The following is a 22,942-nucleotide window of genomic DNA, read 5'->3' as shown; positions in this document are numbered from 1 at the left end:
CGCGTTGCGGCCCGCCCGCCCGCCTCGGCCCGGCTCCGTCACTCGTACGGGTAGCGATGGGCCGAGTTGTCACGGAAATGGGCGCGCGGCCGGCCGTGCGCCCGTACAGCGCCGATATCTTCGGGCTCTCGTCATGAAACTCCCGCGGTCGGCAGGTGGCCCATGAATCTTCGTATGATCGGGCTCGCAGCCGCGGTAGTGGTCGCCGCACTGGTACCGCTCGCGGCGTCGGCCGGGCAGGCGGGCGGGCCGGGGCCGGCTGCCGGGGCGGGGTCCGCTCCGGCGGGCGACGCGGAGGGCGGCCCCGGTGAGGCGGGTCTGCTGCCCGGCCTCGCCACGTCCGGGGCGTCCGACACCGGGAACGCGGCGGGCGTGGGCGGCCCCGGGGGCGAGCCCGACGCGACCCGGCGCGTGGCCGGGGAGTCCGCAGTGGCCGATGTGCCGGGCGGAGCAGGGGACGCGGCCCCGAGGACCGCGTTCCGATGTGGGCCGGAAGTCGCCTCTCCCGGTGGCATCGAGGCACAGACCTGTGTGTTGACGCGTTACGGTCAAACATGGGCCCGCACCTATTACCGCAATGCGACGGGCATGGAATTGTCGTCCGTACTCACACTGATGGGGCCGGGCGGGCGCACTCTGCAGACCAACTGCAAGGTGGAGGCGGGCGACGAGCCGCGCTCTTGTGAAACACCCCGTGAGCCTTCGCGCGGCGCTGCTTCCACGTTCTGGGCGGTGGCCGAGTTCGCCGCTTCCGGCGGAACGGGCGACGAGCCGCTGTTGTTGCGTTCGGTGAGCAACTCCCGTGACGGCGGGGGTCATTGAGCCCGGAGAGGCGTCTCGGAAAATGGAAACGCCCGATCGCTGGCGACGGGGGATGCACCAGCGACCGGGCTTCTAGAACGGTAACAAGAGATCGGCGGTTCGCAAATTCGATCTCTCGTATTCGGACATTGATTTACCTGCCGATTGCACGAGTTGTGACTGGTGTCACCCGTTGCCCGGCGGTAATCGTGACTCTCAGCTGAGGGTGACCTGGCGGTTCGTGAGACCGCCGCGTGCGCGGCGCTCCTCGGCACTGAGCGGAGCGTCGGACTCGAGCGCGGACGCCAGCCGCTCGGCGAATTCGGCGGAGGGCTTCTCGCACTCCTCGGCGCCCATCCCGCTCGGCAGGTCCCACACCGGAACCACCAGGCCGTGCGCACGGAAGGAGCCGACCAGCCGGGTCCCTTCCCCGAGCGACGAGCTGCCCGCGGCGTGCAGCCTGGCCAGGGCGTCGAGGAGCCGCTCCTCCGGGTGCGGCATGACCCAGCGCAGGTGGTTCTTCTCCGGGGTCTCGCACCAGTACGCGGCGTCGACACCGGAGAGCTTCACGGTCGGAATCGCCGCCGCGTTCGCACGCTCGAGAGAGGCGGCCACCTCCGGCGACGCCTGCTCGGCCGAATCAGGAACCCAGAATTCGAAGCCGGAGCGCACGGTCGGCTCGAAAGCGGCGTCCGGAGCGAGGAGGTCCTGCAGCCGTACGCCCTCGGCAGCGGCGCCACGAGTGGTGACCGGAGTGCCGGGCGCAGCCTCCAGGGCCCTCTGCAGGGTGGCGGCGAGGTCGCGGCTGAGGTCACCCGACGGAGTGTCGTTCTGCAGGCCGAGCAGAACCGAACCGTCGTCGCGGCGCAACGCGGGCCACGCCATGGGAAGTACCGTCGCGAGCGTCACCGACGGCACACCTTCGGGCAGGCCGCCCTTGAGAGTGAGCTCGACCGTCGCGGCCGGCACCAGTTCGCGCAGCGCCACCCAGTCGCATTCTCCGGGCAGGCCTTCGAAGGGACGCTGGACCAGCTCGGTCACGGCGTGCGAGGCCGCCCGGCCGTGACACGCCTTGTAGCGGCGGCCGGAGCCGCAGGGGCAGGGCTCGCGGGCTCCCACGACCGGAACCGGCTCATTGACGCCTGTTGCGCCGGCCCCTTTCCTGGGCTGAGGCTTCGTCGCCTTCGTCTGGGGGCGCTTCTTGGCCATGGTGTGGCTTTCTCCCGATTGCGGCGGTGCTGTGTCGGGCGCGAGCCTAGCCGTACGCCGCCTTCGCGGGTGGGCAGCGGGCCGATGCGTTCCCGACGTGGCGCCGTCGCCGGGGGACGCGGGCCGGCCGAGGCGTTCTTGCCCAGTGCCGCCGACGGCACCATTTCTGCCACGCGGCCGTAGGATCCGCGCCGGTCCGGCAGTCGGGCTCATCTTCTGCCACGCGGCCGTAGGATCCGCGCCGGTCCGGCAGTCGGGCTCATCTCGGTCCGGCCGTCGGATCTACCTCGGTCCGGCGGGCGGATCTGCCTTCAAATCGCCGGCCCAGCACGTCAGTCGAGGTCTTCGAAGGCATCCGCGAAGTCGAAAGAGGGACCTGCGACGCGCGTAGCGAAATCCTCGCGGCGGTGCCCTTCAGTGACGATCACCCACACCGTGACCTCGCCGGTCGCGCTGTCGCGAACACCCCACTCCTGAGCCAGCGCCGCAATGATGTTGAGCCCGCGGCCGCCTCGTGCGGTGACCGAGGGCGTGGCCGGGACAGGCCGGGTCGGCCCGCCCCCGTCCGTCACCTCGACCGTGAGCCGGCCGGCCTTGTCGACGTGCCATGCCGCCCGTACGTCCCCGTCGCCCGCGTCGGCGTGTCCCAGCGGTCTGCCGTGTCGGCACGCATTGCTGAGAAGCTCGGAAAGGATCAGAACTGCGTCGTCGACTACCGAGTCCGACACCCCGCCGCGCCTCAGCTGCTCGCGCATCCTGTGTCGCGCCTCGCCCACGCCCGCAGGGCCATGGGGTACGGCCATGCTCGACGACGTGGGCACCTCCTGTGCCACCACAAACGCCACCCCCGAGACCTCCTTTGCCCCACGCCACGGTGTGAATGCCCCAATGGACTGGACCGGAAACCGGCCAAGTGCGGACCTGTGACGCACTCGACATGGTCGGATACGCACCGAACGCGCCGGTGTACTCCCTGTGAGACGAGTCAAAGGCGGCCGAGTTGGGACAGAACCTGCCTGGGGCGGTTGGTGATGATGGCCTCCACCCCGAGTTCGACGCAGAGTTCGACATCCTCCGGCTCGTTGACGGTCCAGACATGGACGCGATGGCCCCGGCTGTGGAGGCGGGCGACATATTCGGGGTGGCTGCGCACGATCCGTACCCCGGGACCGGCGATCCGTGTGCCGGCCGGCAACCGTCCGTCGCGCATCCGGGGAGTCATGAACTGCATCAGGTACACCGTGGGGACATTGGGCGCCGCCGCCACGACCCGGTGCAGGGAGCGGGCGGAGAAGCTCATGATGCGCACGGGGGAGTCGTCGGGGGACACCGGTGAGGCCAGGCCGAAGCGGCCCAGCAGGTGGAGCAGCCGCTCCTCGACCTGGCCCGCCCAGCGGGTGGGGTGCTTCGTCTCGATGGCCAGCTCGATGCGGCGCCCGGCGTCGGCCACCAGCTCCAGCAGCCGTTCCAGGGTGAGCACGGAAGTGAGGGACGGGTCCTTCCAGTCGGGGCTCTCCGCCGCGTCCTTCCAGGAGCCGAAGTCGAGGGCGGCGAGATCCGCGAGCTCGAGGGCGGACACGGCGCCCCGCCCGTTGGAGGTCCGGTTGATGCGGCGGTCGTGGACGCAGACCAGATGACCGTCGGCGGTGAGCCGTACATCGCACTCGAGGGCGTCCGCGCCGTCCTCGATCGCCTTGCGGTAGGCCGCCAGGGTGTGCTCGGGGGCATCTTCGGAGGCGCCGCGGTGGGCGACGACCTGGATGCTGTGCTGTCGTGCTTGGGTCACCGCGTCATGGTGTCACCGCGGCGGGGCAGGCGGGTGCCAGGTGCCGTAAAGCGCTTCCGACGCGTGCGGGGGCGGTCGCGGGGTGACCCGAAGGGCGCTGTGGACATGCGCCCGTATTGTCCGAAGTAAAGGATTGCCGGGATACGCACAGGTCCTGCTTACAGTGGCCTGACGTGCTGTGGGAAAAGCTGGCCCCCGACACTTGGACAGACCGCGGACACTGGAACGGCGGACGGACGTCATGACGTGACGCACCGCCGGGCGCGGCGGATCTTGCCGCCCGGCCCGGAGACCGACGTGGAACCTGTGGAATCTGACGTGGAACCTGAGGAGAAAGAGCTGTGAGCACCGAGAACGAGGGCAACGCGGTCCCGGCCGCCCCGTCCGTACCTCCCGTGCCGGGCGCTGCTCCCCAGGGCCCGACGTCGCCGGCGCCGGAAGCCGAACCGCACGAGTCGGCGTACGACGCGGCGGACTCCACCTACGGGGCCCCTTCGCCGTCCACTCCTGCGCACCCTGCCCCGCCCGCCCATGAGCCGGCGGCGGGGGCCTTCGCGGAGCAGGCCGGGCACTCCCCCCAGTCCGGGCCCGCCGCGGCGCCGATCCCCGCCCACGGCGGTCAGGTCCCGCCGTCCGCACCGGTGCCGGCCGCCGCGCCCTCAGAGGCGCAGCACGCCGGCGCCGGCTGGCCCTCGCCGCCGCCCGCGCTGCCCTCCTACGGGGGCGGCGGGACCGGTGGTCACGCCTGGGGCGCGCCGGTCCCGGCGCCCCAGCCCGGGCGAAAGCGTTCCGGCGGGCTGGTCGCCGCCGTGCTGGCCGCCGCGCTGGTCGCCGGCGGGGTGGGCGGCGGCATCGGCTACTGGGCGGCCGAGCGCAACGACGACGGTTCCAGCTCGACCACGGTGTCCGCGACCAGTCCCCAGGACCTCAAGCGCGACCCGGGGACGGTCGCCGCGGTCGCCGCGGCCGCGCTGCCCAGCGTGGTCACCATCGAGGCCAAGTCGGGCGGCGGCGGCATCGACGGCCCCGGAGGCGAGGGCGAAGGCGGCACGGGCACCGGCTTCGTCTACGACAAGGAAGGCCACATCCTCACCAACAACCACGTGGTCGCCTCCGCCGCGGAGGGCGGAACCGTCTCGGCGATCTTCTCCAACGGGAAGAAGTACGACGCCGAAGTGGTCGGCCGCGCGCAGGGTTACGACGTCGCCGTCCTCAAACTGAAGAACGCCCCATCGGGCCTCGACCCGCTCGCTCTCGGTGACTCGGAGAAGGTCGCGGTCGGCGACTCGACCATCGCGATCGGCGCGCCGTTCGGTCTCTCGAACACCGTCACCACCGGCATCATCAGCGCCAAGAACCGCCCGGTCGCCTCCGGCGACGGCTCCAGCGGCAAGAACTCGTACATGAGCGCGCTGCAGACCGACGCGTCCATCAACCCGGGCAACTCCGGCGGCCCGCTGCTGGACTCGCGCGGCGCGGTCATCGGCATCAACTCGGCCATCCAGTCGGCGGGCAGCGGGGGCTACGGCCAGAGCCAGGCAGGCTCCATCGGCCTCGGCTTCGCCATCCCGGTCAACCAGGCGAAGACGGTCGCGGAACAGCTCATCAAGACCGGCCAGCCGGTCTACCCGGTGATCGGCGCCACGGTCGACATGTCGGAGCAGGGTTCCGGCGCGAAGATCACGGAGGAGGGCTCGGGCGGCAGCCCGGCGGTGACCCCGAACGGACCGGCGGCGAAGGCCGGACTCCAGCCCGGCGACGTCATCACCAAGTTCAACGGCAAGCCGATCGACAGCGGCCCGACCCTGATCAGCGAGATCTGGACGCACAAGCCCGGTGACGAGGTCTCCTTGAGCTTCGAAAGGGACGGCGAGCCGCGGTCGGTGGAACTCGTCCTCGGCGAGCGCAAGGGCGACAGCTGACCCACCTCCCTACCGAGCCACCCTCTCGCCCCCTGGACGCTGCTGCGCCCCGGGGGCGAGTCCGTCCCGTCACCGACATACCACGCGTCACAGCGTCGCCGGCGGGATGTTCTGGTTGGCACGGAACAAGTTGTCCGGGTCGTAGGTGCGCTTGATCGAGGCGAGCCGGTCGTAGTGGCCGCGATAGGTGGCCCGGACCCGGTCCGCACTCTCCTGCTCGCCGATGAAGTTCACGTAGGCACCGCCCATGGAGTGCGGGTGCAGGTCGGCCCAGTAGTCGACGCACCACTGACGGATCAGCTCGGCGTTGTCGGGGTCCGGGTCGACTCCGCCGATCACCCCCGACCAGACGGCGTCCCGGTAGGCCCAGGCCGTGTCGTCGGCACCCACCCGGTGGGCCGCACCGTCCACCGGGTACAGGTGCATCGTCGACAGGCCGGTCGGGATGCCCTCCCCGTACCTGTGGTGCACGTCGACGGCGGCGTCGGAGATCGAGTCGAAGAAGTCGCCCCGCCAGTACCACTGCAGCCCCTTGGGGATCAGTTCGTCGAACATGGTCTGCAGGCCGGGGTACGGCATGGGGGTCGTGAAGTGGAAGGCGGGCGGTGCCGGTTCGTTCACCACGGCGAGCACTTCTTCCAAACGGTCGCCTGCGAGGTCGCCCGTGTAGCACCACACCACCGCGCACATCTTCTGCCCGTGGATCGATTCGGGGAACGGCGGCCCGGGCGGCACGACCAGCACAGCGAAGAACCCGCTGAGGTCCTCCGGCGCGGCGGGCAGGAACTCCCGGTACCAGCGGAGAACCTCGGGCGTGCGGTCGACCGGCCACACCGTCACCGCGACCCCTACCGTGTGCGCGGGGTGCAGGCGGAAGGTGAACGAGGTGACGACGCCGAAGTTGCCGCCGCCGCCCCGCAGGGCCCAGAACAGGTCCGGATGGTTCTCCGCCGACGCGGTGACGAAGGTGCCGTCGGCGAGGACGACATCGGCGGAAACCAGGCTGTCGATGGTCAGGCCGTACTTGCGGGTGAGGTGGCCGTGGCCGCCGCCCAGGGTGAGACCGCCCACGCCTGTGGTCGAAATGAACCCGGCCGGCACGGCGAGGCCGAAGGCATGGCTCGCATGGTCCAGGTCACCGAGTTCGCTCCCGCCACCGACCTGGACGATCTTCGCTTCCGGGTCCACCCTGGCCCAGCGCATCGGCGTCAGGTCGAGCACGAGCCCGTCATCGACCAGACACAGCCCCGGTCCGCTGTGCCCGCCGCCGCGCACGGCCAGCTCTGCCCCGGTGTCCCGGGCAATGGAGAGCGTCGCCTGCACGTCCGCCACATCCGTGCACTGGGCGAAGACGGCGGGCCGCCGGTCGATCATGGCGTTGTAGATGCTGCGGGCGTCGTCGTAGCCCGGATCCTGCGGGCTGACGACGGGCCCCCGCAGTGCCTCGCGCAGACTTGCGACAACCGTTCCGTTGATACCGCCCATGGCCGAACACCTCTGTGTGGAATGTGAGGCCGGGAGAACTGGCGGACGGATGAAGGCGCATGACGTCCGGGCGGGTGGCGGGGGCGTGGTGCGCGGATCCGTCGTGCCCCGATCGGTACTGGCGTGGCGTGGCCCCACCCCCTTTCAGTGTTCTCCTGCTCGCCCGGCCCCGCACGTCGGCCGCGGCGGTGCCCCGGGCACCGCGGGACTTCGGGGCCAGTGGTGGGCCACGGCCCCCGCGCACCCCGGGAGGCCGGTACGCTGTACCCGCTCCGCCCCAGGTGGGCGGAGCGAAGGTGGGTTGCCCGAGCGGCCTAAGGGAACGGTCTTGAAAACCGTCGTGGCGCGAGTCACCGTGGGTTCAAATCCCACACCCACCGCAGCAGGTCAGAAGGTTGCAGGTCAGAGGGGTGCCCCGTTCCGGAGGGGTACCCCTTCTGTATGCACCCTGTCTCACCCTGGTTCGCCGGTATCCCACCTCTGACCAGTGCGTGCGGCCAACCTGCGGCCAAGATTCAGGGGCCCTCGGTCCCGTCCTGGTGCTCCGCCAAGACCTGCTCGATCAGCGCGTTCATCTTCGCTTCCTCGCCGTCCAGGACCTTGGCGTAGTAGCGCAGCAGGACGGCGACGCTTTGGCCCGCGCACCGGGCCGTCTCGGCAGGCTCACCCCGGAGCGGAGCCAGAACGACACGCACGCATGCCGTAGGTCGTACGGGATGGCGGCCAGCGGAGAGGCCACCTGGGGCGGCTCTCGGCTTACTCCACGATGGCGAGGTGGTCGGCGGCGCCCCCGCGCCACTCGATCAGGAAGAGGGTCGCGTCGTCACTGGTGCTCCCGCCCCGTTCCTCCTTCAGGGCGTGGGAGAGCGAGCGCACCACCGCCCGCACTCCCTCCTCGGTCTGCTCGATGCGGTTGACCCAGTGGATGAGCTGCTCCTCGCCGAACTCCTCTTCGCCGGCTTCGTGCTCCTCGATCAGGCCGTCGGTGAAGCACAGCACCCGGTCACCGCGTTGCAGCATTTGCTCGCTGACCCGGGGCTCTTCACCTCCGAAGCCGACCGGCAAGGTGGTCGGGCCGTCCAGCTGCCGCAGGACCCGGTGGTTGCGGATCAGCAGTGGGGCGGGGTGGCCCGCGTTGACCCACTGCAGATGGCCCGTTGCGATGTTCAGGCGCATCATCTGCGCGGTGACGAAGTGTTCGGGGCCGAACTGCTCGGCGACGGCCCGGTCCATGAACGCGTAGATCTCGGACAGGCCGATGCCGGCCCGTCTGGAGTGCCGGTAGGCGCCGATGGCGACGGTGGCCATCGTGGCGGCGTTGAGGCCGTGGCCCATCGCATCGAGCACGGCCACGTGCAGGATGTCGTCGTTGAGTGCGTAGTCGAAGCTGTCGCCGGCGACGTTGTAGGCCGGTTCCAGGATTCCGGCCACCGCGACCTGGGGGACGGACATCGCCAGCGGTGGAAGCAGAGACCACTGGATCTCCGCGGCCACGCTCATGGGTTCGCGGCGCCGGGCGAGGAAGAACTGGTCGGTGTAGCTGTGCTTGGTGACCAGCATGTCGGCGATCAGGCCGGCGAGCCTGCGCAGCAGCCGCCGGTCGTCGTCATCGACGGTCTCCAGGGTGAGGACCAACACTCCCACCTGGTCGCTTCCGTCCAGCAACGGCAGATACATCCGGACGCCGTCGGCCTTCGGTACCTCGACAGGGGCCGCGTTCAGGAAGGCCGTGCCGGCGTACGAGTCCCCGATCGGTTCGGGCTCACCGACGCTCAGCCCCCTGCCCGGCAGCGGCATGAGCAGGAGCTGTGCATAGTCCTGCAGGAGGATCGAGATATCCCGGCCACCGACCCGGGCAACCTCTTCCGCGATCAGCGGGGCGATCAGCTGCGGCGGCATCTCGTGTGCCCGGTCCAGCAGCACCCCCAGCAGCCGCTCGCCGAACCCCTCCGACCGGTCCACCGTGCCCTTGCCGGGCTGCCGATCACCCTCCGCCATAGCCGTGCCCTTTCACGTCACCAGCCTGATTTCGCCTTCGCCTGCCGAGCCGGCTGTCTCCAACGAGTGGGGCGCCGGGGTAGCCGTGTGCTTGGCTTCGGTGCCTTGCTGCCGGGATCCGCTCGATGACTACCGTTGCGTAGACCGTGCGCAACGGCCCCGGCGTATGCACACCGGGGCCGCCCATCCGGGCCGGTCGCACGTGAGAGGTGCGCCGACCCATTCACCATGTTATGCCTATGTCGCTTATCCGACATGAGGGGCTTTTTGGGTAATGCGGTCCTTGGTCGGAAAGGGCTCGGCGCCGTGTCAGCCGCGTTCCTCCTCTTCGGCCTCCATGAGCCGGATTCCCTGATGCGTCAGCGTGACCATTGCGGGTGTGTTTCCCTGCGCCCAGTCGACTGTGATGAGCCCCTCGCCCGCCAGGTATGCACACGCTGCGGCCAAGTCCTGCTCAGGCGTGTGGAGGTCGTCGCGCAGCTTCGCCCCGGTGACGCCAAGGAGGCGATTGCCTTCCGTGGCCTCGTACAGGGTCTTCATGATCGCTTCGCGGTATTTCTTCCGCTCATGGAGTGTTGCCATGATTGCTGCCCAACTCGTGCCGGGCACCGACGAGGGTCCTTGCCTCAGACTTCGTCCGTCTGTGTGCGGTCCTGTGCGGAGGAACGGCTGGCTACCAGCCAGGGCGGCCGTGCCCGCTCTGCCGTGTGCGTGGTGTCCACCGTGAAGTGAAGGCGGGTTCCGCCGTCGCTGCCGGCGGGGTAGCTGCGCTGTTCGGTGGCGGCGAAGCATTGACGGAGTGCCTCTGCGACCCGACGGGCGGCCTCGGGGGACGCGGCGACGATTCGCACCTCCGCATGGCTGCCCGAGGGTGGTGGCTCCGGTGATTTCATGCGTGACCTCGTTCATCAGGAGCACGTGCCGGTGGGCGGGCGTCGTCGCGCTGCACCCACCGCCCGCGGTCAACCACGGGCGATCCCGCATGCTCTGCCGGCCGTCTTCCCTTCCGGCTCCGTCGGCCGATTCCCGGCAAGGTGTCGCCGTAGTGGAATGCTGCGATCCGCTCGTGGTGCCGGCCATTGAGCAGATGGATCAGCAGCACTCCGATGATGATCATGGCGATGATCACGGACAAGGCGATGGCGATCTCCATGACCTCACATCCCTCGGGCGCAGCTCATGGATCCGGGCGGGTTCGGGTTCTCAGCCGCCGCTGAGGCGTGCCCACCGTCGGTTTCCCACTCCTCTTCCCGGTCGAGCGACTCCTGCGCCTCGCGGGAGGTGTCCTCGTTCGTCATCAGAGCACTGGCGGTGGCGAGTCCGCCGGGGGTGGTTGCGGCAGCCATCAGCCGGACGGCGGCAGCCGCGCCGGTCTCCGGCGGGATCACCAGCAGGTCCCAGCGGCCCGCAGCGTAGGAGAGCAGGATCAGCTTGTGCGGGTCCTGCTCGTCGGCGAACCAGCCGACGTGCACCGTGTGCCCCGCCACGGGCACCTTGCGCGGGATCACGGGCCAGTGGGTCGGGTTCACCGTCACACGCGTGATCCGGCCCCAGCGCGCGTCCAACACATCGGTGAGGGCGGGGAGTTCACGCGAAAGATCGCGGGAGCGAGGCCACCAGGCGCCGTCCAGGAGGCCGGGGGCGGGCCCACCCATTGTCAGAGACAGGCGCGCAGCTGGTGAGGTCACGCGCTCACTGATAGTCATACGGTCGAGGGTCGCGGTCATGGCGCGGACCTGTCCCCGGGGGCTTGTCTTCGACGTCCCGGTGTTGTTGCTCGCCGAGAACGACACCGGCATGGGAGCCGGTGTGCGAAGTACTCTCGGTGGTTCCACTGTACTCCGGGCACGGTCAGCTGAACCCGCGCGTGACCAGCGACCTTCGATGGGAACCCGGGTATCTGCGGCGAGCGGGTGGGCCTGTACGTGGGCACACGGAGTACGGTGAAACCGGCAGCCGCTCAGACCTCGTCCCCGGCGATCAGCGAGCGCATGCCGAACCCCAAAGACGGGGAGTACACCATGTCCGACGCCGACACCCCGCGTGAAGCGAAGCTTCTGCCGGACGCGATTCACCATGCCGTGAAACCTGGAACAGCCCTGCTGCGGCTGGAGACGACACATGCCCGTCAGGGAGTTCTCGACGGTGCGTGGTGGCCGCATTCTCGCGAAATCAGCGCCGAGCTGCCGAGTCTCATCACCGCGCTGACCGAGCACCTCGGACCCGTCACGCGGGTCGGCCTGGACTCCAGTGCCTGGGAAGAACTACCGACACGACTGATCATCGAGGACCGCGTCGTGCACATCGACTCCTTCCCGATCGGTGACGACACCGTCCTCATCACCCGAGGCGAGCGAGACTACTTCTCCCTGCTGGTGATCCCACCGGACACGACGCCCGACGCGGCACGCGCAGCGATGGCCCGGGCCGTGCGCGCCGAAAACGCCACGGCCGAGCAGATCCTCATCGACACCGGCATCGGCCGGACACGCCGGATCGCCGCGGAAGACCCCCGAGCGGGGCCTTGGACCGCCGACTGACCGGAGCCGGTGCGGGCGTCAGTGGAGGCCGCGGCCGGAGGTGAGGCGGGCTGCGGACGCGGTCGTGGCGCGGGCCTCGCGTTCGGTGAGGCCGGCGTGGACCGCCGCGTCGACGAGTGCTTCCGTCAGGGAGTCGCCCAGCCCGTTCTCGTACGCGCGGCAGGCCGCCCAGAACAGCCGGGTGTTGCGCTGGCCTTCGTGTGCCGCGAGGACGAACTGGACGAGGCCCTGCCCCTGTTCGCGGGCCGGTGCGGGCGTGGGGCGCGGGCGGGCGGGGGGCGTGATGAGACGCAGCAGGGCGCGTGGGCAGGGGGCGGGCGGCAGATCTGCCGTTCCCGGTGCGAGTCGGTAGGCGCCGTGGGCGGTGACCGAGCCAGGGCCGACGAGGTAGCCGCCGGTGCCCCGGACGTCGATGCCGGGGGCGAGCCGGCTCGCCGAGTTGGGGACGACGACCTCGGGCGGGCCCGTCAGCCAGAGATGACGGCCGCCGCTCGGGGTGAGGACGGTGACCGTCTCCGGAATGGTGAACAGGTCGCGCAGCGCCAGGTGCTGCAGTTCGGCCATGGAGTCGGTCGACGACTTGGTGTCGAGGTCGATGCCGATCAGGTGGTGCGGCGGGCGTCCGCAGGCGATGCCGTAGCCGGTGGCCCAGGGAGCGGCGGCGAACAGGGCGCGTACGCCGGCGGGGTCGGTGGTGGCGTCGTGGACGCCGTGGCCGGGGAGGCCGCATTCGCCACGGCAGAGCACCGGCTGGGCTTCGCCTCGGTGGGGCGAGCGCAGGGCGGGGAGCTTGGTCGCGGACAGGGGGATGACGGGGAGCCCGCGCTCGGCGGCGGAGAGAGCGTGGGCGAGGGCCAGTGTGGCGGTCTGCCGGGCGGGGATGGCCATGAATCCATGTTCGTACACACGTTCGAAGAAGGGAAGGGTGAATGCGGCGGAAAGCGGGATGGAGGCTTGGGTCCGTGCCGTACGAGGCCGTGGTTCCGGGGCCGATGTGGTCATGGTGATCCCGTGGGTGAGAAGAGGGTTTATCGACAAGTCCTCACGCTTGCGAGCGAATGCCCCTTCCGGGGTGGTTCGCCGGGGATCACGTGGGCAACTCTCATCTCGCGACGTCGTGATCAAGTCCGAAGCGGACGGCCAACCGCTCGGAAGACCGCAGCACTTGAGCAGTTCCGGTATATGGAGGAAAAGAACATGGCAAGCATCCGTTCAGCCCGCGTACTCGCCGCTGCCGCCGCCCTGCCCCTCACGATCGGGCTCCTCGGTGGCGTCGCCCAGGCCGACAACGGCGGTTTCGCGGACGACGGGTCGAACGTGTCGGTGGCCACGATCGCCGGCAGCGGCGTCTGGGGCGACAACTTCGGCAACTCCTCGACCACCCAACAAGTGGCGACCGGGCCCGGCGCGAGTAATCAGAGCAATACGGCAGGGGTCAACGGGTTCGGCTTCACGGTCATCGATCAGGACAATGTCTCCGTGATCTTCTCGCCTCTGTGGTGAAGGCCGGCCCGAGGGGAGGGTGAGCCAGGGGGGAGGGGCCGGTCCGAGGGGACGGTGAGCGAGGGGGAGGGTGAGTCGGGAACGATCGTCTGCGCGGCGGTGCTTGGGGGCGCCGTCGCGCAGAGGTGTTCCGGGGCTTGGGGGCGCCGTCGCGCAGAGGTGTTCCGGGGCGTGGGGCGTCGGCCCGCTGTCGTGACCTTGACGGCGCCACAAAACTGACGGACAGTCAGATGCGTGGTTACGGACGAGTTGTACGCGCAGCTGAAGACGTACGAGGGCCGGGCCGCCGCCATCTCCGGCGTGGGCAAGGATCTCGTCAACGAGCCGATGATCAGGCACTGGTGCGAGGCGATGGGGGACACCGATCCGGCGTACGCCGGGCCCGACGCCATCGCGCCGCCGACGATGCTCCAGGCGTGGACGATGGGTGGTCTGTCGGGTCACACCGATCGAACCGCGGCGCAGGACGAGCTGTTCGCGCTGCTCGACGGCGCCGGGTACAGCTCGGTGGTGGCCACCGACTGTGAGCAGGAGTATCTGCGGCCCCTTCGGCCGGGCGACCGGATCACCTTCGACGCAGTGATCGAGGCCGTGTCCGAGCGCAAGACGACCAAGCTGGGGAGGGGCTATTTCGTCACCACGCGGATGGACGTGCGAGCCGGTGGCCGGCTCGCGGGCACGCACCGCTTCCGGATCCTCAAGTACGCCTCCCGGGAGCGCAGACCCGAGGGAACGCGCCCGCGGCCGGTGATCAACAGGGACAACGCGGGATTCTGGGAAGGGGTGGCCGCGCACCGGCTGCTCATCCAGCGGTGCGGCGGCTGCGGGACGCTGCGTCTGCCCTGGCTGCCGGGGTGCGGTTCCTGCGGATCGCCCGAGTGGGACACGGTCGAGGCGAGCGGCACGGGCAGCGTCTTCTCCTATGTGGTTATGCACCATCCCCCGTTCCCGGCGTTCGACCCGCCGTTCGCGGTGGGTCTGATCGAGCTGACGGAGGGTGTGCGATTCGTCAGCAACGTGGTGGGCGTGCCGTACGACGCGGTGCGCATCGGTATGCCGGTGGAGCTGGAGTTCCTCAGTGTGGACGAGGAGTTCGAGCTGCCCGTCTTCCGAGGAGGGCGGGGTGGTGACGGCTGACATGTGCTGCGCGCCGGGCCGCCCACCAGGCGTGCGGCGCCGAAGGCCTCGCCGAACCGGGCGCATTGCTCGCGAAGGAGGAAACCCGATGACCCCGACGACCACCACGGGCCCGGCCGATCCGGTCCCGCGGGCCGGCACGCAGCTGCCGCCCCTGACCGTCCCCGTCACACGCACGCTGATCGTCGCCGGAGCACTCGCCTCACGCGACTACCAGGACGTGCACCACGACGCGGAGCGGGCCAAGGAGAAGGGCTCGCCCGACATCTTCATGAACATCCTGACGACGAACGGCCTCGTCGGCCGGTACGTCACCGACTTCTTCGGTGAACGTGCCGTGCTCCGCAAGGTCGCCATCCGGCTCGGTGCACCCAACTACCCCGGCGACACCATGGTGTTGACCGGCACCATCGGCACCATCGACGGTACGGCGGCCGAAGTGCGGATCGTCGGCGCCAACAGCCTCGGCAACCACGTCACCGGCACGGTGACGGTGACCCTCCCGGCCCCCCTGCTGCCCCCCACCCTCCCGGAGGCCGGCGCATGAGCCTCCGGCAGAAGGACACCCTCGGCGGCAGTGCGGCCGTCGTCGGCATCGGCGCGACCGAGTTCTCGAAGGACTCCGGCCGCAGTGAACTGACGCTCGCCGTCGAGGCCGTGCGTGCCGCGCTCGACGATGCCGGTCTCTCCCCCGCCGACGTCGACGGCATGGTCACCTTCACGATGGACACCAGCCCGGAGGTCACCGTCGCCCAGGCCGCGGGCATCGGCGAGCTGTCCTTCTTCTCCCGTATCCACTACGGCGGAGGCGCGGCATGCGCCACCGTGCAGCAGGCGGCACTGGCCGTCGCCGCCGGGATCGCCGATGTCGTCGTCTGCTACCGCGCGTTCAACGAGCGCTCCGGGCGGCGTTTCGGTTCCGGAGTGCAGCACAGGGAGCCGTCGGCGGAGGGGGCCGCCCTGGGCTGGAACCTCCCTTTCGGGCTGCTCACTCCCGCCTCCTGGGTGGCGATGGCCGCGCAGCGCTATCTGCACGCGTACGGGCTGACCCCGGAGGCGTTCGGGCAGGTCGCGGTCGCCGGCCGGCGGTACGCGGCAACGAATCCCGCCGCGTACTTCCACGGCCGCCCGATCACCCTGGACGACCATGCCGCGTCCCGGTGGATCGTCGAGCCGCTGCGGTTGCTGGACTGCTGCCAGGAGACCGACGGCGGCCAGGCGCTCGTCGTGACCAGCGTCGAGCGGGCCCGTGATCTGCCTCAGCCGCCTGCGGTGATCCTCGCCGCCGCGCAGGGGGCGGGCAGGGCCCAGGAGCAGATGACCAGTTTCTACCGCGACGACCTCACCGGCCTGCCCGAGATGGGCGTCGTCGCCCGACAGCTGTGGCGGACCTCCGGTCTCGGCCCGGGCGACATCGACGTGGGGATCGTCTACGACCACTTCACGCCGTTCGTGCTGATGCAGCTGGAGGAGTTCGGTTTCTGCAAGCCGGGTGAGGGGGCCGATTTCGTGGCCGCGGACCTGCTTCCTCTGAACACCCATGGAGGACAGCTGGGAGAGGCGTATCTGCACGGGATGAACGGCATCGCCGAGGCGGTCAGACAACTGCGCGGCACGTCGGTGAACCAGGTACCGGGCGCGGCCGGCACCCTGGTGACGGCGGGCACCGGCGTCCCCACCTCGGGCCTGGTCCTCGGGGCCGACAACGCATAGCCCCTGAGGGTGCCCTCCACCTTCAGGAGGTGGGGCCCGCGCCGCCCCTACAACCTGAGGGGGACACGGCTTCGGGACCTGGGGCCGATCCGCGACGGCAGGGTGCGCTCCTAGCGTGGAGTCATGACCACGCCAGTCTGTACGAGCGCTTCCAAGGCCGCCGCGCCGGTGCCGTCGTACACGCCGTACACGCCGTACACGCCGTACACGCCGTACACATCGTTCTCGTCGTACGTACGGGCGCGGGGGCCCGTGCTGCTGCGCACCGCGCGGTCACTGACCTCGAACCCGAGCGATGCCGAGGATCTGCTGCAGACGGCGCTCACCAAGACGTATGTCGCCTGGGAGCGGATCGAGGACCACCGAGCGCTCGACGGTTATGTGCGCCGCGCTCTGCTGAACACGCGTACGTCGCAGTGGCGCAAGCGCAAGGTGGACGAGTTCGCCTGTGACGAGCTGCCGGAACCGGAGACCGTCCCGGCGGCCGACCCGGCCGAGCAGCAGGTCCTGCGCGACGCGATGTGGCGCGCGGTGATGAAGCTGCCGGACCGCCAGCGGGCGATGGTGGTGCTCCGCTACTACGAGGACCTGAGCGAAGCCCAGACGGCCGAAGTGCTCGGCGTCTCGATCGGAACGGTCAAGAGCGCCGTTTCCCGTGCGCTCGGCAAGCTTCGCGAGGACCCGGGGCTCTCCCCGGTTCGCTGATGCGCTGTTTCCAGCCACCCGGCGGGGCCGCCGACGCGCTCCTCTGTGCGCTGTTGTGCGGCATTGCGCGGTGATGCGCAAGGAATTCCTTACCCCTGGGTAGTGACATACCGCGTGGTATGTGCGCAGAATCTTCCCACCTTTTCTGCCACGTAGCGCTAGCGCCCACCGGGAGGACGCCGTGCTGAGCACCATGCAGGACGTACCGCTGACTGTGACCCGCATCCTCCAGCATGGGATGACGATCCACGGCACATCTCAGATCACCACCTGGACGGGGGAGCCCGAGCCGCAGCGCCGCAGCTTCGCAGAGGTCGGCAGGCGGGCGACCCAGCTGGCCAACGCCCTGCGCGACGAGCTCGGCATCGACGGCGACCAGAGGGTCGCCACCCTGATGTGGAACAACGCCGAGCACGTCGAGGCGTACTTCGCGATCCCCTCCATGGGCGCCGTCCTCCACACGCTGAACCTCCGTCTGCCCGCGGAGCAGCTCGTCTGGATCGTCAACCACGCCGCCGACCGGGCCGTGATCGTCAACGGCTCCCTGCTGCCCCTGATCGCCCCGCTGCTGCCGCACCTGCCGACGATCGAGCACATCGTCGTCTCCGGCCCCGGCGACCGCTCCCTCCTCGCCGACACCGAGGCGCAGGTCCACGAATACGAGGAGCTGCTAGCCGGCCGCCCGACCACCTTCGACTGGCCGGAACTGGACGAGCGCAGCGCCGCGGCCATGTGCTACACCTCCGGCACGACCGGCGACCCCAAGGGCGTCGTCTACTCCCACCGCTCGATCTACCTGCACTCCATGCAGGTCAACATGGCGGAGTCGATGGGGCTGACCGACAAGGACACCACGCTCGTGGTCGTCCCCCAGTTCCATGTGAACGCCTGGGGCCTGCCGCACGCCACGTTCATGACCGGCATCAACATGCTGATGCCCGACCGTTTCCTGCAGCCGGCTCCGCTCGCCGAGATGATCGAGCGGGAGAAGCCCCAGCACGCCGCGGCGGTCCCCACCATCTGGCAGGGGCTGCTCGCCGAGGTCACCGCCAACCCCCGCGACCTGTCCTCCATGCAGCAGGTCACCATCGGCGGCGCCGCCTGCCCGCCGTCCCTCATGGAGGCGTACGACAAGCTCGGCGTGCGGCTCTGCCACGCCTGGGGCATGACGGAGACCTCGCCGCTCGGCACGATGGCCCACCCGCCCGCCGGGCTGAGCGCCGAGGAGGAGTGGCCGTACCGCATCACGCAGGGCCGCTTCCCGACCGGCGTCGAGGCCCGCCTGGTCGGCCCCGGCGGGGAGCCCCTGCCCTGGGACGGCGAGTCGGCCGGTGAGCTGGAGGTGCGCGGCAACTGGATCGCCGGTTCCTACTACGGCGGTGCGGGCGGCGAGGACTTCCGGCCGGAGGACAAGTTCAGCGAGGACGGCTGGCTGAAGACCGGCGACGTCGGCGTGATCAGCACCGATGGCTACCTGACCCTGACCGACCGCGCCAAGGACGTCATCAAGTCGGGCGGCGAGTGGATCTCCAGCGTCGAGCTGGAGAACGCGCTGATGGCCCATCCCGAGGTCGCGGAGGCCGCCGTCGTCGCCGTACCTGACGAGAAGTGGGGCGAGCGTCCGCTGGCGACGGTCGTCCTCAAGGAGGGGGCGACCGCGGACTACGACACGCTGAAGGCGTTCCTGGCCCTGAAGATCGCCAAGTGGCAGCTGCCGGAGCGCTGGGCGATGATCCCGGCGGTGCCGAAGACGAGCGTCGGCAAGTTCGACAAGAAGGTCATCCGCAGGCAGTACGCGGATGGCGAGCTGGACGTCACCCAGCTGTAGCAGCGGTAGGGGTACGCGAGGGCCGGCGGTCGTCACCGCCGGCCCCTTTCGCGTCAGTTGGTGATGCTCAGTCGGTGAAGAACCCGGCTGGTGCCGATCTTCGCCTGGTGCAGCTCTTAGTTGGTGCCGATCTTCGCCAGCAGGTCGACGATCCGCGCCTGCACCTCGTTGCTGGTGGAGCGCTCCGCGAGGAAGAGCACCGTCTCCCCCGACGACAGCCGCGGCAGCTCGGCCTGGTCGAGGCCGGCCGATGTGTAGACGACCAGCGGCGTGTGGTTCAACTGGCCGTTCGCGCGCAGCCAGTCGATGATCCCGGCGCGGCGGCGGCGTACCTGCATCAGGTCCATCACCACCAGGTTGGGCCGCATCTGGGTCGCGAGCGTGACCGCGTCCGCGTCCGCCCCCGCCCGCGCGACCTGCATGCCGCGCCGTTCCAGGGTGGACGTCAGCGCGAGGGCGATCTCCTCGTGCTCCTCGATCAGCAGTACGCGCGACGGGTGCTGCTCGCTGTCCCGCGGGGCCAGCGCCTTGAGCAGCACGGCCGGGTCGGCGCCGTACGCGGCCTCGCGTGTGGCCTGGCCGAGCCCCGCCGTCACCAGCACCGGCACCTCGGCGGCCACGGCGGCCTGGCGCAGTGACTGCAGCGCGGTCCGGGTGATCGGACCGGTGAGCGGGTCCACGAACAGCGCGGCCGGGAACGCGGCGATCTGCGCGTCGACCTCTTCGCGCGAGTGCACGACGACCGGGCGGTAGCCGCGGTCGCTGAGAGCCTGTTGCGTGGAGACATCGGGGGCGGGCCACACCAGCAGCCGCCGCGGGTTGTCGAGCGGCTCCGGGGGCAGCTCGTCGTCGACGGGCTGCGGCAGCGGCCGGTTCGCGACCTCGACCGCACCACCGGGACCGTCCAACGGCTGGGGTCCCTCCGCGCCCTCGTCCGGCGCCCCTATGGCGTAGGCCCTGCCCTCGGCGCGGCTGTCCGTCCGGTCGGCGGGGAGCCGGGGCCCGTTCTGCTGCGCGGGCGCCGGTGTCGCCGGAACCGGAACGGGTGCCGCCGTCGGCTGCGGGTGCGGACGGGCGGCGGCCTCGGGGAACGCGCCGTCCGGACGTGTGGCCAGCTTGCGGCGACGGCCGGAGCCGAGGGTCTGGTTCTGCTGCTGGGTGAGGTGCTGCGCGAACGGCACGCCCTGACCGAGCGTGCGCACGCTGAACGCCCGCCCCTGAGTGGAGTCCTCGGGTACCGGTTCCTCCGCCGGCAGCGGCTGCGCGGCCGGCGGCCGGACGGGCTCCGCCGAGGGCAGTGCCCGGTTCTCGGGCGCCTCCTCCTGCTCCTGCGGCTGCGGCTGTGCGGGGGCAGGGACCTGGGCGGCCGCCGATGCGTCTGCCGGCTGCGCCTGGGCCTGGGCCGGTGCCTGTTCCTGGGCCGGTGCCGCAGGCGGCAAAGGCACCGACACGGAACCGGTGTCCTGGACCCGCACGGAGCCGGTGTCCTGGGCGCGCCCCGGCGCGGCGGTGTCCCCGCCGGTCACGCCCACAGCGCCCTGCCCGCCGCCCGAGGTGCCGTCCTGTACGCGGTCGGCCCGACCGGTCGCCGCCGGACCTGCGGGACCCACGGGAGCTGCCGGACCCACGGGAGCTGCCGGACCTGCGGGAACTACGGGAGCTGCGGGAACTGCCGGACCTGCGGGAACTGCCGGGCCAGGTCCTGACGGACCCGCCAGGACCTGGCCGGCGCCGGTCGATTGCTGTGGCAACGGCTGTTCGCCCTTGCGCGCACGCCTGCGTCCCGTGGGCGCGGGGTGCTGCTGCGGCGGGGTGTGGTGCTGCGTGCCCGGTGCCGTGGTCACGGCGTCGTGCTGCTCCACCGTGGAGGTGCCCGCGGCGGGCACCCGGTCGGCCTCGGCCGGCGGCAGCGCGAAAGCGGTGCGCGCTCCGCTCTCGGGCTCGGCCGGTGCGGCAGCCAGCGCACGCCTCGCGCGCCGACCGGCCGGCTGAGCCGACTGCTGAGCCGCCGCCTGTGGTGGCTGCTGCGGGTCGGCCGGCGCGGCGGCGAGTTCGGGCCGGCCGCTTTCGACGGCCCGCCGCGCGCGCCGTCCCGAGGGGACGGACTGGAGGCCCTGCGCGTCGACCGGCACTCCCTGCGGCGGCACGGTCTCGCCGCGGGCCGCGCGTCCGCCCGCACCCTCGGCGGCGGTCACCACAGCGCCCTCGGCGGGCCGGAGGGCGGCTGCGGCGTTCTCCACGGGGCTGGGGCGACCGCGTCGGCGACCGGTCCCGCCGCTGCTGCCCGCGCCCTCGCTGGTGTCCTGCGCGGGGATGAGATCGGCGTCCGGGTGCGTCGCCCGGCGCCGTCCGGTCGGCTGCGCGGCCACCGGGTCCTCCATGGCCACGGGGCTCTCCAGGAAAGCGTCCGTGGAGGAGCGACGCGCCCGCCGCCGCCCGCCGCCCCCGGACGTCACGGGAGCCGGGTCGGTCTTGGGGGCGGGGTCGGACGACTGCTGTGCGGGCAGCGCGGCCGTCTGACCGGAGACCGGAGCGGACGGGACCGTCCCGGCGCCCTCGCCGAGCGGCACCTCGAGCACGTACGCGCTGCCGCTCATCCCCGGCACCTCGTGCGTCTGCAGCACACCCCCGTGCGCCCGTACGATCCCGCGCACGATCGGCTCGTGCACCGGATCGCCCCCGGCGAACGGCCCGCGCACCTCGATCCGTACGACATCGCCGCGCTGCGCCGCCGCGACCACGACCGTCGAGTCCACATACCCGCCGCCGGGCACCAGCCTGGCCTTGCCGGTGGAGTCGACCCCCGCCACGTCCGCGACCAGGTGAGCGAGCGCCGTCGCCAGCCGTGGCCCGTCCACCTCGGCCTCTATCGGCGGAGCGTGCACCGCGAACTGCGCACGCCCGGGGCCGATCAGTTCGACTGCGCCGTCGACTCCCGCCGCCACGACCGCGTCGAGAAGAACATTGGACTTCGTCAGCTGCTCCACGCCCGTGTCGAGCCGCTGATAGCCGAGAACATTGTCGACAAGTGTGGTCATCCGGGCATAACCGGCAGCAAGATGGTGCAGGATCTGGTTCGCCTCGGGCCACAGCTGCCCGGCCGGGTCCGCGGCCAGCGCGGCCAGTTCGGTGCGCAGCTCCTCCAGCGGACCGCGCAGCGACTCCCCGAGCACCGCGGTCAGCTGGCCGTGCCGGGCGGCGAGCTCCTCGTACCGCTCGGTGCCCGCCTCCAGCTCGGACGCGTAGCGCTCGGCCTTGTCTGCCAGTTCCGCCTCGTACCGCTCGCTCGCGTCGGCGAGCTCCGCGGTGAGCCGCTCCGTCGTCTCCGCCAGCTCCGCGGCGTGCTTTTCCGCCTGCTCCTCGTAGGGCCGCCGGTCGGTGAACGTCATCACCGCTCCGACCAGCTGGTCCCCGTCGCGCACCGGTGCGGTGGTCAGGTCGACGGCGACCTTGTCGCCGCTCTTCGTCCAGAGCACCTGGCTCCGCACCCGGTGCTTGCGCCCCGACTTGAGGGTGTCGGCGAGCGGCGACTCCGCGTACGGGAAGGGCTCGCCGTCGGCACGCGAGTGCAGGATCAGCGGGTGCAGTTCCTGGCCGCCCAGGTCGCTGGCGCGGAAGCCGAGGATCTGCGACGCGGCCGGGTTGACGAGCACGACCCGCCCGTCGGTGTCCGTGCCCACCACGCCTTCCGACGCGGCCCGAAGGATCATCTCGGTCTGCCGCTGCGAACGCGCCAGCTCCGCCTCGGTGTCCACGGTCCCCGACAGATCCCGGACCACCAGCATCAGCAGCTCGTCGCCGGTGTACGCGTTGTACGAGTCGTAGGCCTCGCGTCCGTCCTCGAGGCTCGCGCTGGTCACCTCGACCGGGAACTCGCTGCCGTCCGTACGCCGGGCGATCATGCGGGCCGGCTTGGTGCGGCCGCGCTCGTCGGCGGCGTCGGGGCGGCGCATGGAGCCGGGGATGAGCCGGGAGTCGAACTCGGGCAACAGGTCGAGCAGCCCCCGCCCGACGAGCGCGGTGCCCGGCGCCTCGAACAATTCGAGCGCGATGGTGTTCGCGTTGATGACCGTACCGTTGGCATTGACGAGGACGAGCCCGTCCGGGAGGGCGTCGAGTATGGCTGCGAGGCGAGCAGCGCCTCGGGATGGCCTGCTGCTCACGACGACGGTTCCTCCCTGACCTACTGCGTATTGCGGACGGCCGGTCCCATCTTGCCTCTCGAGCCTCGGCCTGTCACTGAGGGAGTCTAAGGGCAGCGGATGGGGCTCAGGCAGCGGATGAGGGGGAGCTCTCACCAAGGTTGTGTGCACAT

The 22,942-nt window shown here is 70.8% G+C and carries 21 protein-coding genes and 1 tRNA gene; 10 read left to right on the top strand and 12 right to left on the bottom strand.

Annotated features, from left to right (window positions below; genetic code table 11):
- Positions 1-162 precede the first annotated feature (162 nt).
- Positions 163-822 carry a hypothetical protein gene (locus ACZ4SA_RS01990; RefSeq protein ID WP_468268681.1) on the top strand — a complete coding sequence of 220 codons (660 nt, stop codon included), beginning with the start codon at positions 163-165 and terminating at the stop codon, positions 820-822.
- 195 nt (positions 823-1,017) lie between these two features.
- Here ACZ4SA_RS01990 and ACZ4SA_RS01985 read toward each other — a convergent pair whose 3' ends face one another.
- From ACZ4SA_RS01985 to ACZ4SA_RS01975, 3 genes are all read right to left on the bottom strand, one after another.
- On the bottom strand, positions 1,018-2,010 hold the full coding sequence (locus ACZ4SA_RS01985; protein ID WP_468268678.1) for a DUF5926 family protein: 993 nt from the start codon (positions 2,008-2,010) through the stop codon (positions 1,018-1,020).
- 332 nt (positions 2,011-2,342) lie between these two features.
- Positions 2,343-2,942, bottom strand: coding sequence for an ATP-binding protein (locus tag ACZ4SA_RS01980; protein WP_468268675.1), 600 nt, complete (start codon positions 2,940-2,942; stop codon positions 2,343-2,345).
- 53 nt (positions 2,943-2,995) lie between these two features.
- Complete coding sequence (locus ACZ4SA_RS01975) at positions 2,996-3,796, bottom strand: glycerophosphodiester phosphodiesterase (RefSeq protein ID WP_468268672.1); 801 nt, start codon at positions 3,794-3,796, stop codon at positions 2,996-2,998.
- 341 nt (positions 3,797-4,137) lie between these two features.
- On the opposite strand from ACZ4SA_RS01975, the gene ACZ4SA_RS01970 reads away from it, so the two are divergent.
- The gene (locus ACZ4SA_RS01970; RefSeq protein ID WP_468268669.1) at positions 4,138-5,718 is read left to right on the top strand and encodes a S1C family serine protease; all 1,581 of its coding nucleotides are present in this window, start codon (positions 4,138-4,140) and stop codon (positions 5,716-5,718) included.
- Between the two features lie 87 nt (positions 5,719-5,805).
- On the opposite strand, the gene ACZ4SA_RS01965 is transcribed toward ACZ4SA_RS01970, so the two are convergent.
- Complete coding sequence (locus ACZ4SA_RS01965; protein WP_468268666.1) at positions 5,806-7,203, bottom strand: FAD-binding oxidoreductase; 1,398 nt, start codon at positions 7,201-7,203, stop codon at positions 5,806-5,808.
- A 295-nt stretch (positions 7,204-7,498) separates the two neighbouring features.
- Here ACZ4SA_RS01965 and ACZ4SA_RS01960 point away from each other — a divergent pair.
- Positions 7,499-7,583, top strand: a tRNA-Ser gene (locus tag ACZ4SA_RS01960).
- Between the two features lie 135 nt (positions 7,584-7,718).
- Here the strand turns inward: ACZ4SA_RS01960 and ACZ4SA_RS01955 are convergent.
- The 6 genes from ACZ4SA_RS01955 to ACZ4SA_RS01930 all read right to left on the bottom strand — a co-directional run bounded on the left by ACZ4SA_RS01955 (position 7,719) and on the right by ACZ4SA_RS01930 (position 10,928).
- Positions 7,719-7,898, bottom strand: coding sequence for an integrase (locus ACZ4SA_RS01955; protein WP_468268663.1), 180 nt, complete (start codon positions 7,896-7,898; stop codon positions 7,719-7,721).
- Between the two features lie 61 nt (positions 7,899-7,959).
- A complete protein-coding gene (locus tag ACZ4SA_RS01950) occupies positions 7,960-9,201 on the bottom strand; it encodes a PP2C family protein-serine/threonine phosphatase (RefSeq protein ID WP_468268660.1) in 1,242 nt (413 codons plus the stop codon).
- Between the two features lie 309 nt (positions 9,202-9,510).
- The gene (locus ACZ4SA_RS01945; RefSeq protein ID WP_468269254.1) at positions 9,511-9,783 is read right to left on the bottom strand and encodes a hypothetical protein; all 273 of its coding nucleotides are present in this window, start codon (positions 9,781-9,783) and stop codon (positions 9,511-9,513) included.
- 44 nt (positions 9,784-9,827) lie between these two features.
- A complete protein-coding gene (locus ACZ4SA_RS01940; RefSeq protein WP_468268657.1) occupies positions 9,828-10,094 on the bottom strand; it encodes a hypothetical protein in 267 nt (88 codons plus the stop codon).
- A complete protein-coding gene (locus ACZ4SA_RS01935; RefSeq protein ID WP_468268654.1) occupies positions 10,091-10,354 on the bottom strand; it encodes a hypothetical protein in 264 nt (87 codons plus the stop codon). The genes ACZ4SA_RS01940 and ACZ4SA_RS01935 overlap by 4 nt, the downstream gene beginning before the upstream one ends.
- A gap of 4 nt (positions 10,355-10,358) precedes the next feature.
- Complete coding sequence (locus tag ACZ4SA_RS01930; RefSeq protein WP_468268651.1) at positions 10,359-10,928, bottom strand: DUF5994 family protein; 570 nt, start codon at positions 10,926-10,928, stop codon at positions 10,359-10,361.
- A 294-nt stretch (positions 10,929-11,222) separates the two neighbouring features.
- On the opposite strand from ACZ4SA_RS01930, the gene ACZ4SA_RS01925 reads away from it, so the two are divergent.
- Positions 11,223-11,741, top strand: coding sequence for a DUF5994 family protein (locus ACZ4SA_RS01925; protein ID WP_468269252.1), 519 nt, complete (start codon positions 11,223-11,225; stop codon positions 11,739-11,741).
- Positions 11,742-11,759: 18 nt separating this feature from the next.
- Here ACZ4SA_RS01925 and ACZ4SA_RS01920 read toward each other — a convergent pair whose 3' ends face one another.
- Positions 11,760-12,629, bottom strand: coding sequence for a bifunctional DNA primase/polymerase (locus ACZ4SA_RS01920; protein WP_468268648.1), 870 nt, complete (start codon positions 12,627-12,629; stop codon positions 11,760-11,762).
- A gap of 309 nt (positions 12,630-12,938) precedes the next feature.
- Here ACZ4SA_RS01920 and ACZ4SA_RS01915 point away from each other — a divergent pair, with 309 nt between their 5' ends.
- From ACZ4SA_RS01915 to ACZ4SA_RS01890, 6 genes are all read left to right on the top strand, one after another.
- Complete coding sequence (locus ACZ4SA_RS01915; protein WP_468268645.1) at positions 12,939-13,244, top strand: hypothetical protein; 306 nt, start codon at positions 12,939-12,941, stop codon at positions 13,242-13,244.
- Positions 13,245-13,478: 234 nt separating this feature from the next.
- On the top strand, positions 13,479-14,381 hold the full coding sequence (locus ACZ4SA_RS01910) for a bifunctional MaoC family dehydratase N-terminal/OB-fold nucleic acid binding domain-containing protein (RefSeq protein ID WP_468268642.1): 903 nt from the start codon (positions 13,479-13,481) through the stop codon (positions 14,379-14,381).
- Positions 14,382-14,469: 88 nt separating this feature from the next.
- A complete protein-coding gene (locus tag ACZ4SA_RS01905) occupies positions 14,470-14,928 on the top strand; it encodes a MaoC/PaaZ C-terminal domain-containing protein (protein WP_468268639.1) in 459 nt (152 codons plus the stop codon).
- Positions 14,925-16,094, top strand: coding sequence for a lipid-transfer protein (locus tag ACZ4SA_RS01900; RefSeq protein WP_468268636.1), 1,170 nt, complete (start codon positions 14,925-14,927; stop codon positions 16,092-16,094). Before ACZ4SA_RS01905 ends, ACZ4SA_RS01900 begins: the two co-directional genes overlap by 4 nt.
- Positions 16,095-16,217: 123 nt before the next feature.
- Positions 16,218-16,799 carry a SigE family RNA polymerase sigma factor gene (locus tag ACZ4SA_RS01895; protein ID WP_468268633.1) on the top strand — a complete coding sequence of 194 codons (582 nt, stop codon included), beginning with the start codon at positions 16,218-16,220 and terminating at the stop codon, positions 16,797-16,799.
- Between the two features lie 181 nt (positions 16,800-16,980).
- A complete protein-coding gene (locus ACZ4SA_RS01890) occupies positions 16,981-18,627 on the top strand; it encodes a long-chain fatty acid--CoA ligase (protein WP_468268630.1) in 1,647 nt (548 codons plus the stop codon).
- A gap of 116 nt (positions 18,628-18,743) precedes the next feature.
- Here the strand turns inward: ACZ4SA_RS01890 and ACZ4SA_RS01885 are convergent, their stop codons facing one another.
- Complete coding sequence (locus tag ACZ4SA_RS01885) at positions 18,744-22,790, bottom strand: PAS domain-containing protein (protein ID WP_468268627.1); 4,047 nt, start codon at positions 22,788-22,790, stop codon at positions 18,744-18,746.
- Positions 22,791-22,942: the final 152 nt, after the last annotated feature.

The sequence above is a fragment of the Streptomyces sp. NPDC027962 genome, assembly GCF_055566095.1.
This window is presented reverse-complemented; position numbering and strand designations above follow the sequence as displayed.

Coding starts and splice junctions, on each gene's coding strand:
- ACZ4SA_RS01900 (WP_468268636.1), top strand. CDS start 14,925: ATGAGCCTCCGGCAGAAGGACACCCTCGGCGGCAGTGCGGCCGTCGTC.
- ACZ4SA_RS01965 (WP_468268666.1), bottom strand. CDS start 7,203: ATGGGCGGTATCAACGGAACGGTTGTCGCAAGTCTGCGCGAGGCACTG.
- ACZ4SA_RS01930 (WP_468268651.1), bottom strand. CDS start 10,928: ATGACCGCGACCCTCGACCGTATGACTATCAGTGAGCGCGTGACCTCA.
- ACZ4SA_RS01950 (WP_468268660.1), bottom strand. CDS start 9,201: ATGGCGGAGGGTGATCGGCAGCCCGGCAAGGGCACGGTGGACCGGTCG.
- ACZ4SA_RS01915 (WP_468268645.1), top strand. CDS start 12,939: ATGGCAAGCATCCGTTCAGCCCGCGTACTCGCCGCTGCCGCCGCCCTG.
- ACZ4SA_RS01925 (WP_468269252.1), top strand. CDS start 11,223: ATGTCCGACGCCGACACCCCGCGTGAAGCGAAGCTTCTGCCGGACGCG.
- ACZ4SA_RS01985 (WP_468268678.1), bottom strand. CDS start 2,010: ATGGCCAAGAAGCGCCCCCAGACGAAGGCGACGAAGCCTCAGCCCAGG.
- ACZ4SA_RS01905 (WP_468268639.1), top strand. CDS start 14,470: ATGACCCCGACGACCACCACGGGCCCGGCCGATCCGGTCCCGCGGGCC.
- ACZ4SA_RS01920 (WP_468268648.1), bottom strand. CDS start 12,629: ATGGCCATCCCCGCCCGGCAGACCGCCACACTGGCCCTCGCCCACGCT.
- ACZ4SA_RS01895 (WP_468268633.1), top strand. CDS start 16,218: ATGACCACGCCAGTCTGTACGAGCGCTTCCAAGGCCGCCGCGCCGGTG.
- ACZ4SA_RS01945 (WP_468269254.1), bottom strand. CDS start 9,783: ATGGCAACACTCCATGAGCGGAAGAAATACCGCGAAGCGATCATGAAG.
- ACZ4SA_RS01990 (WP_468268681.1), top strand. CDS start 163: ATGAATCTTCGTATGATCGGGCTCGCAGCCGCGGTAGTGGTCGCCGCA.
- ACZ4SA_RS01935 (WP_468268654.1), bottom strand. CDS start 10,354: ATGGAGATCGCCATCGCCTTGTCCGTGATCATCGCCATGATCATCATC.
- ACZ4SA_RS01940 (WP_468268657.1), bottom strand. CDS start 10,094: ATGAAATCACCGGAGCCACCACCCTCGGGCAGCCATGCGGAGGTGCGA.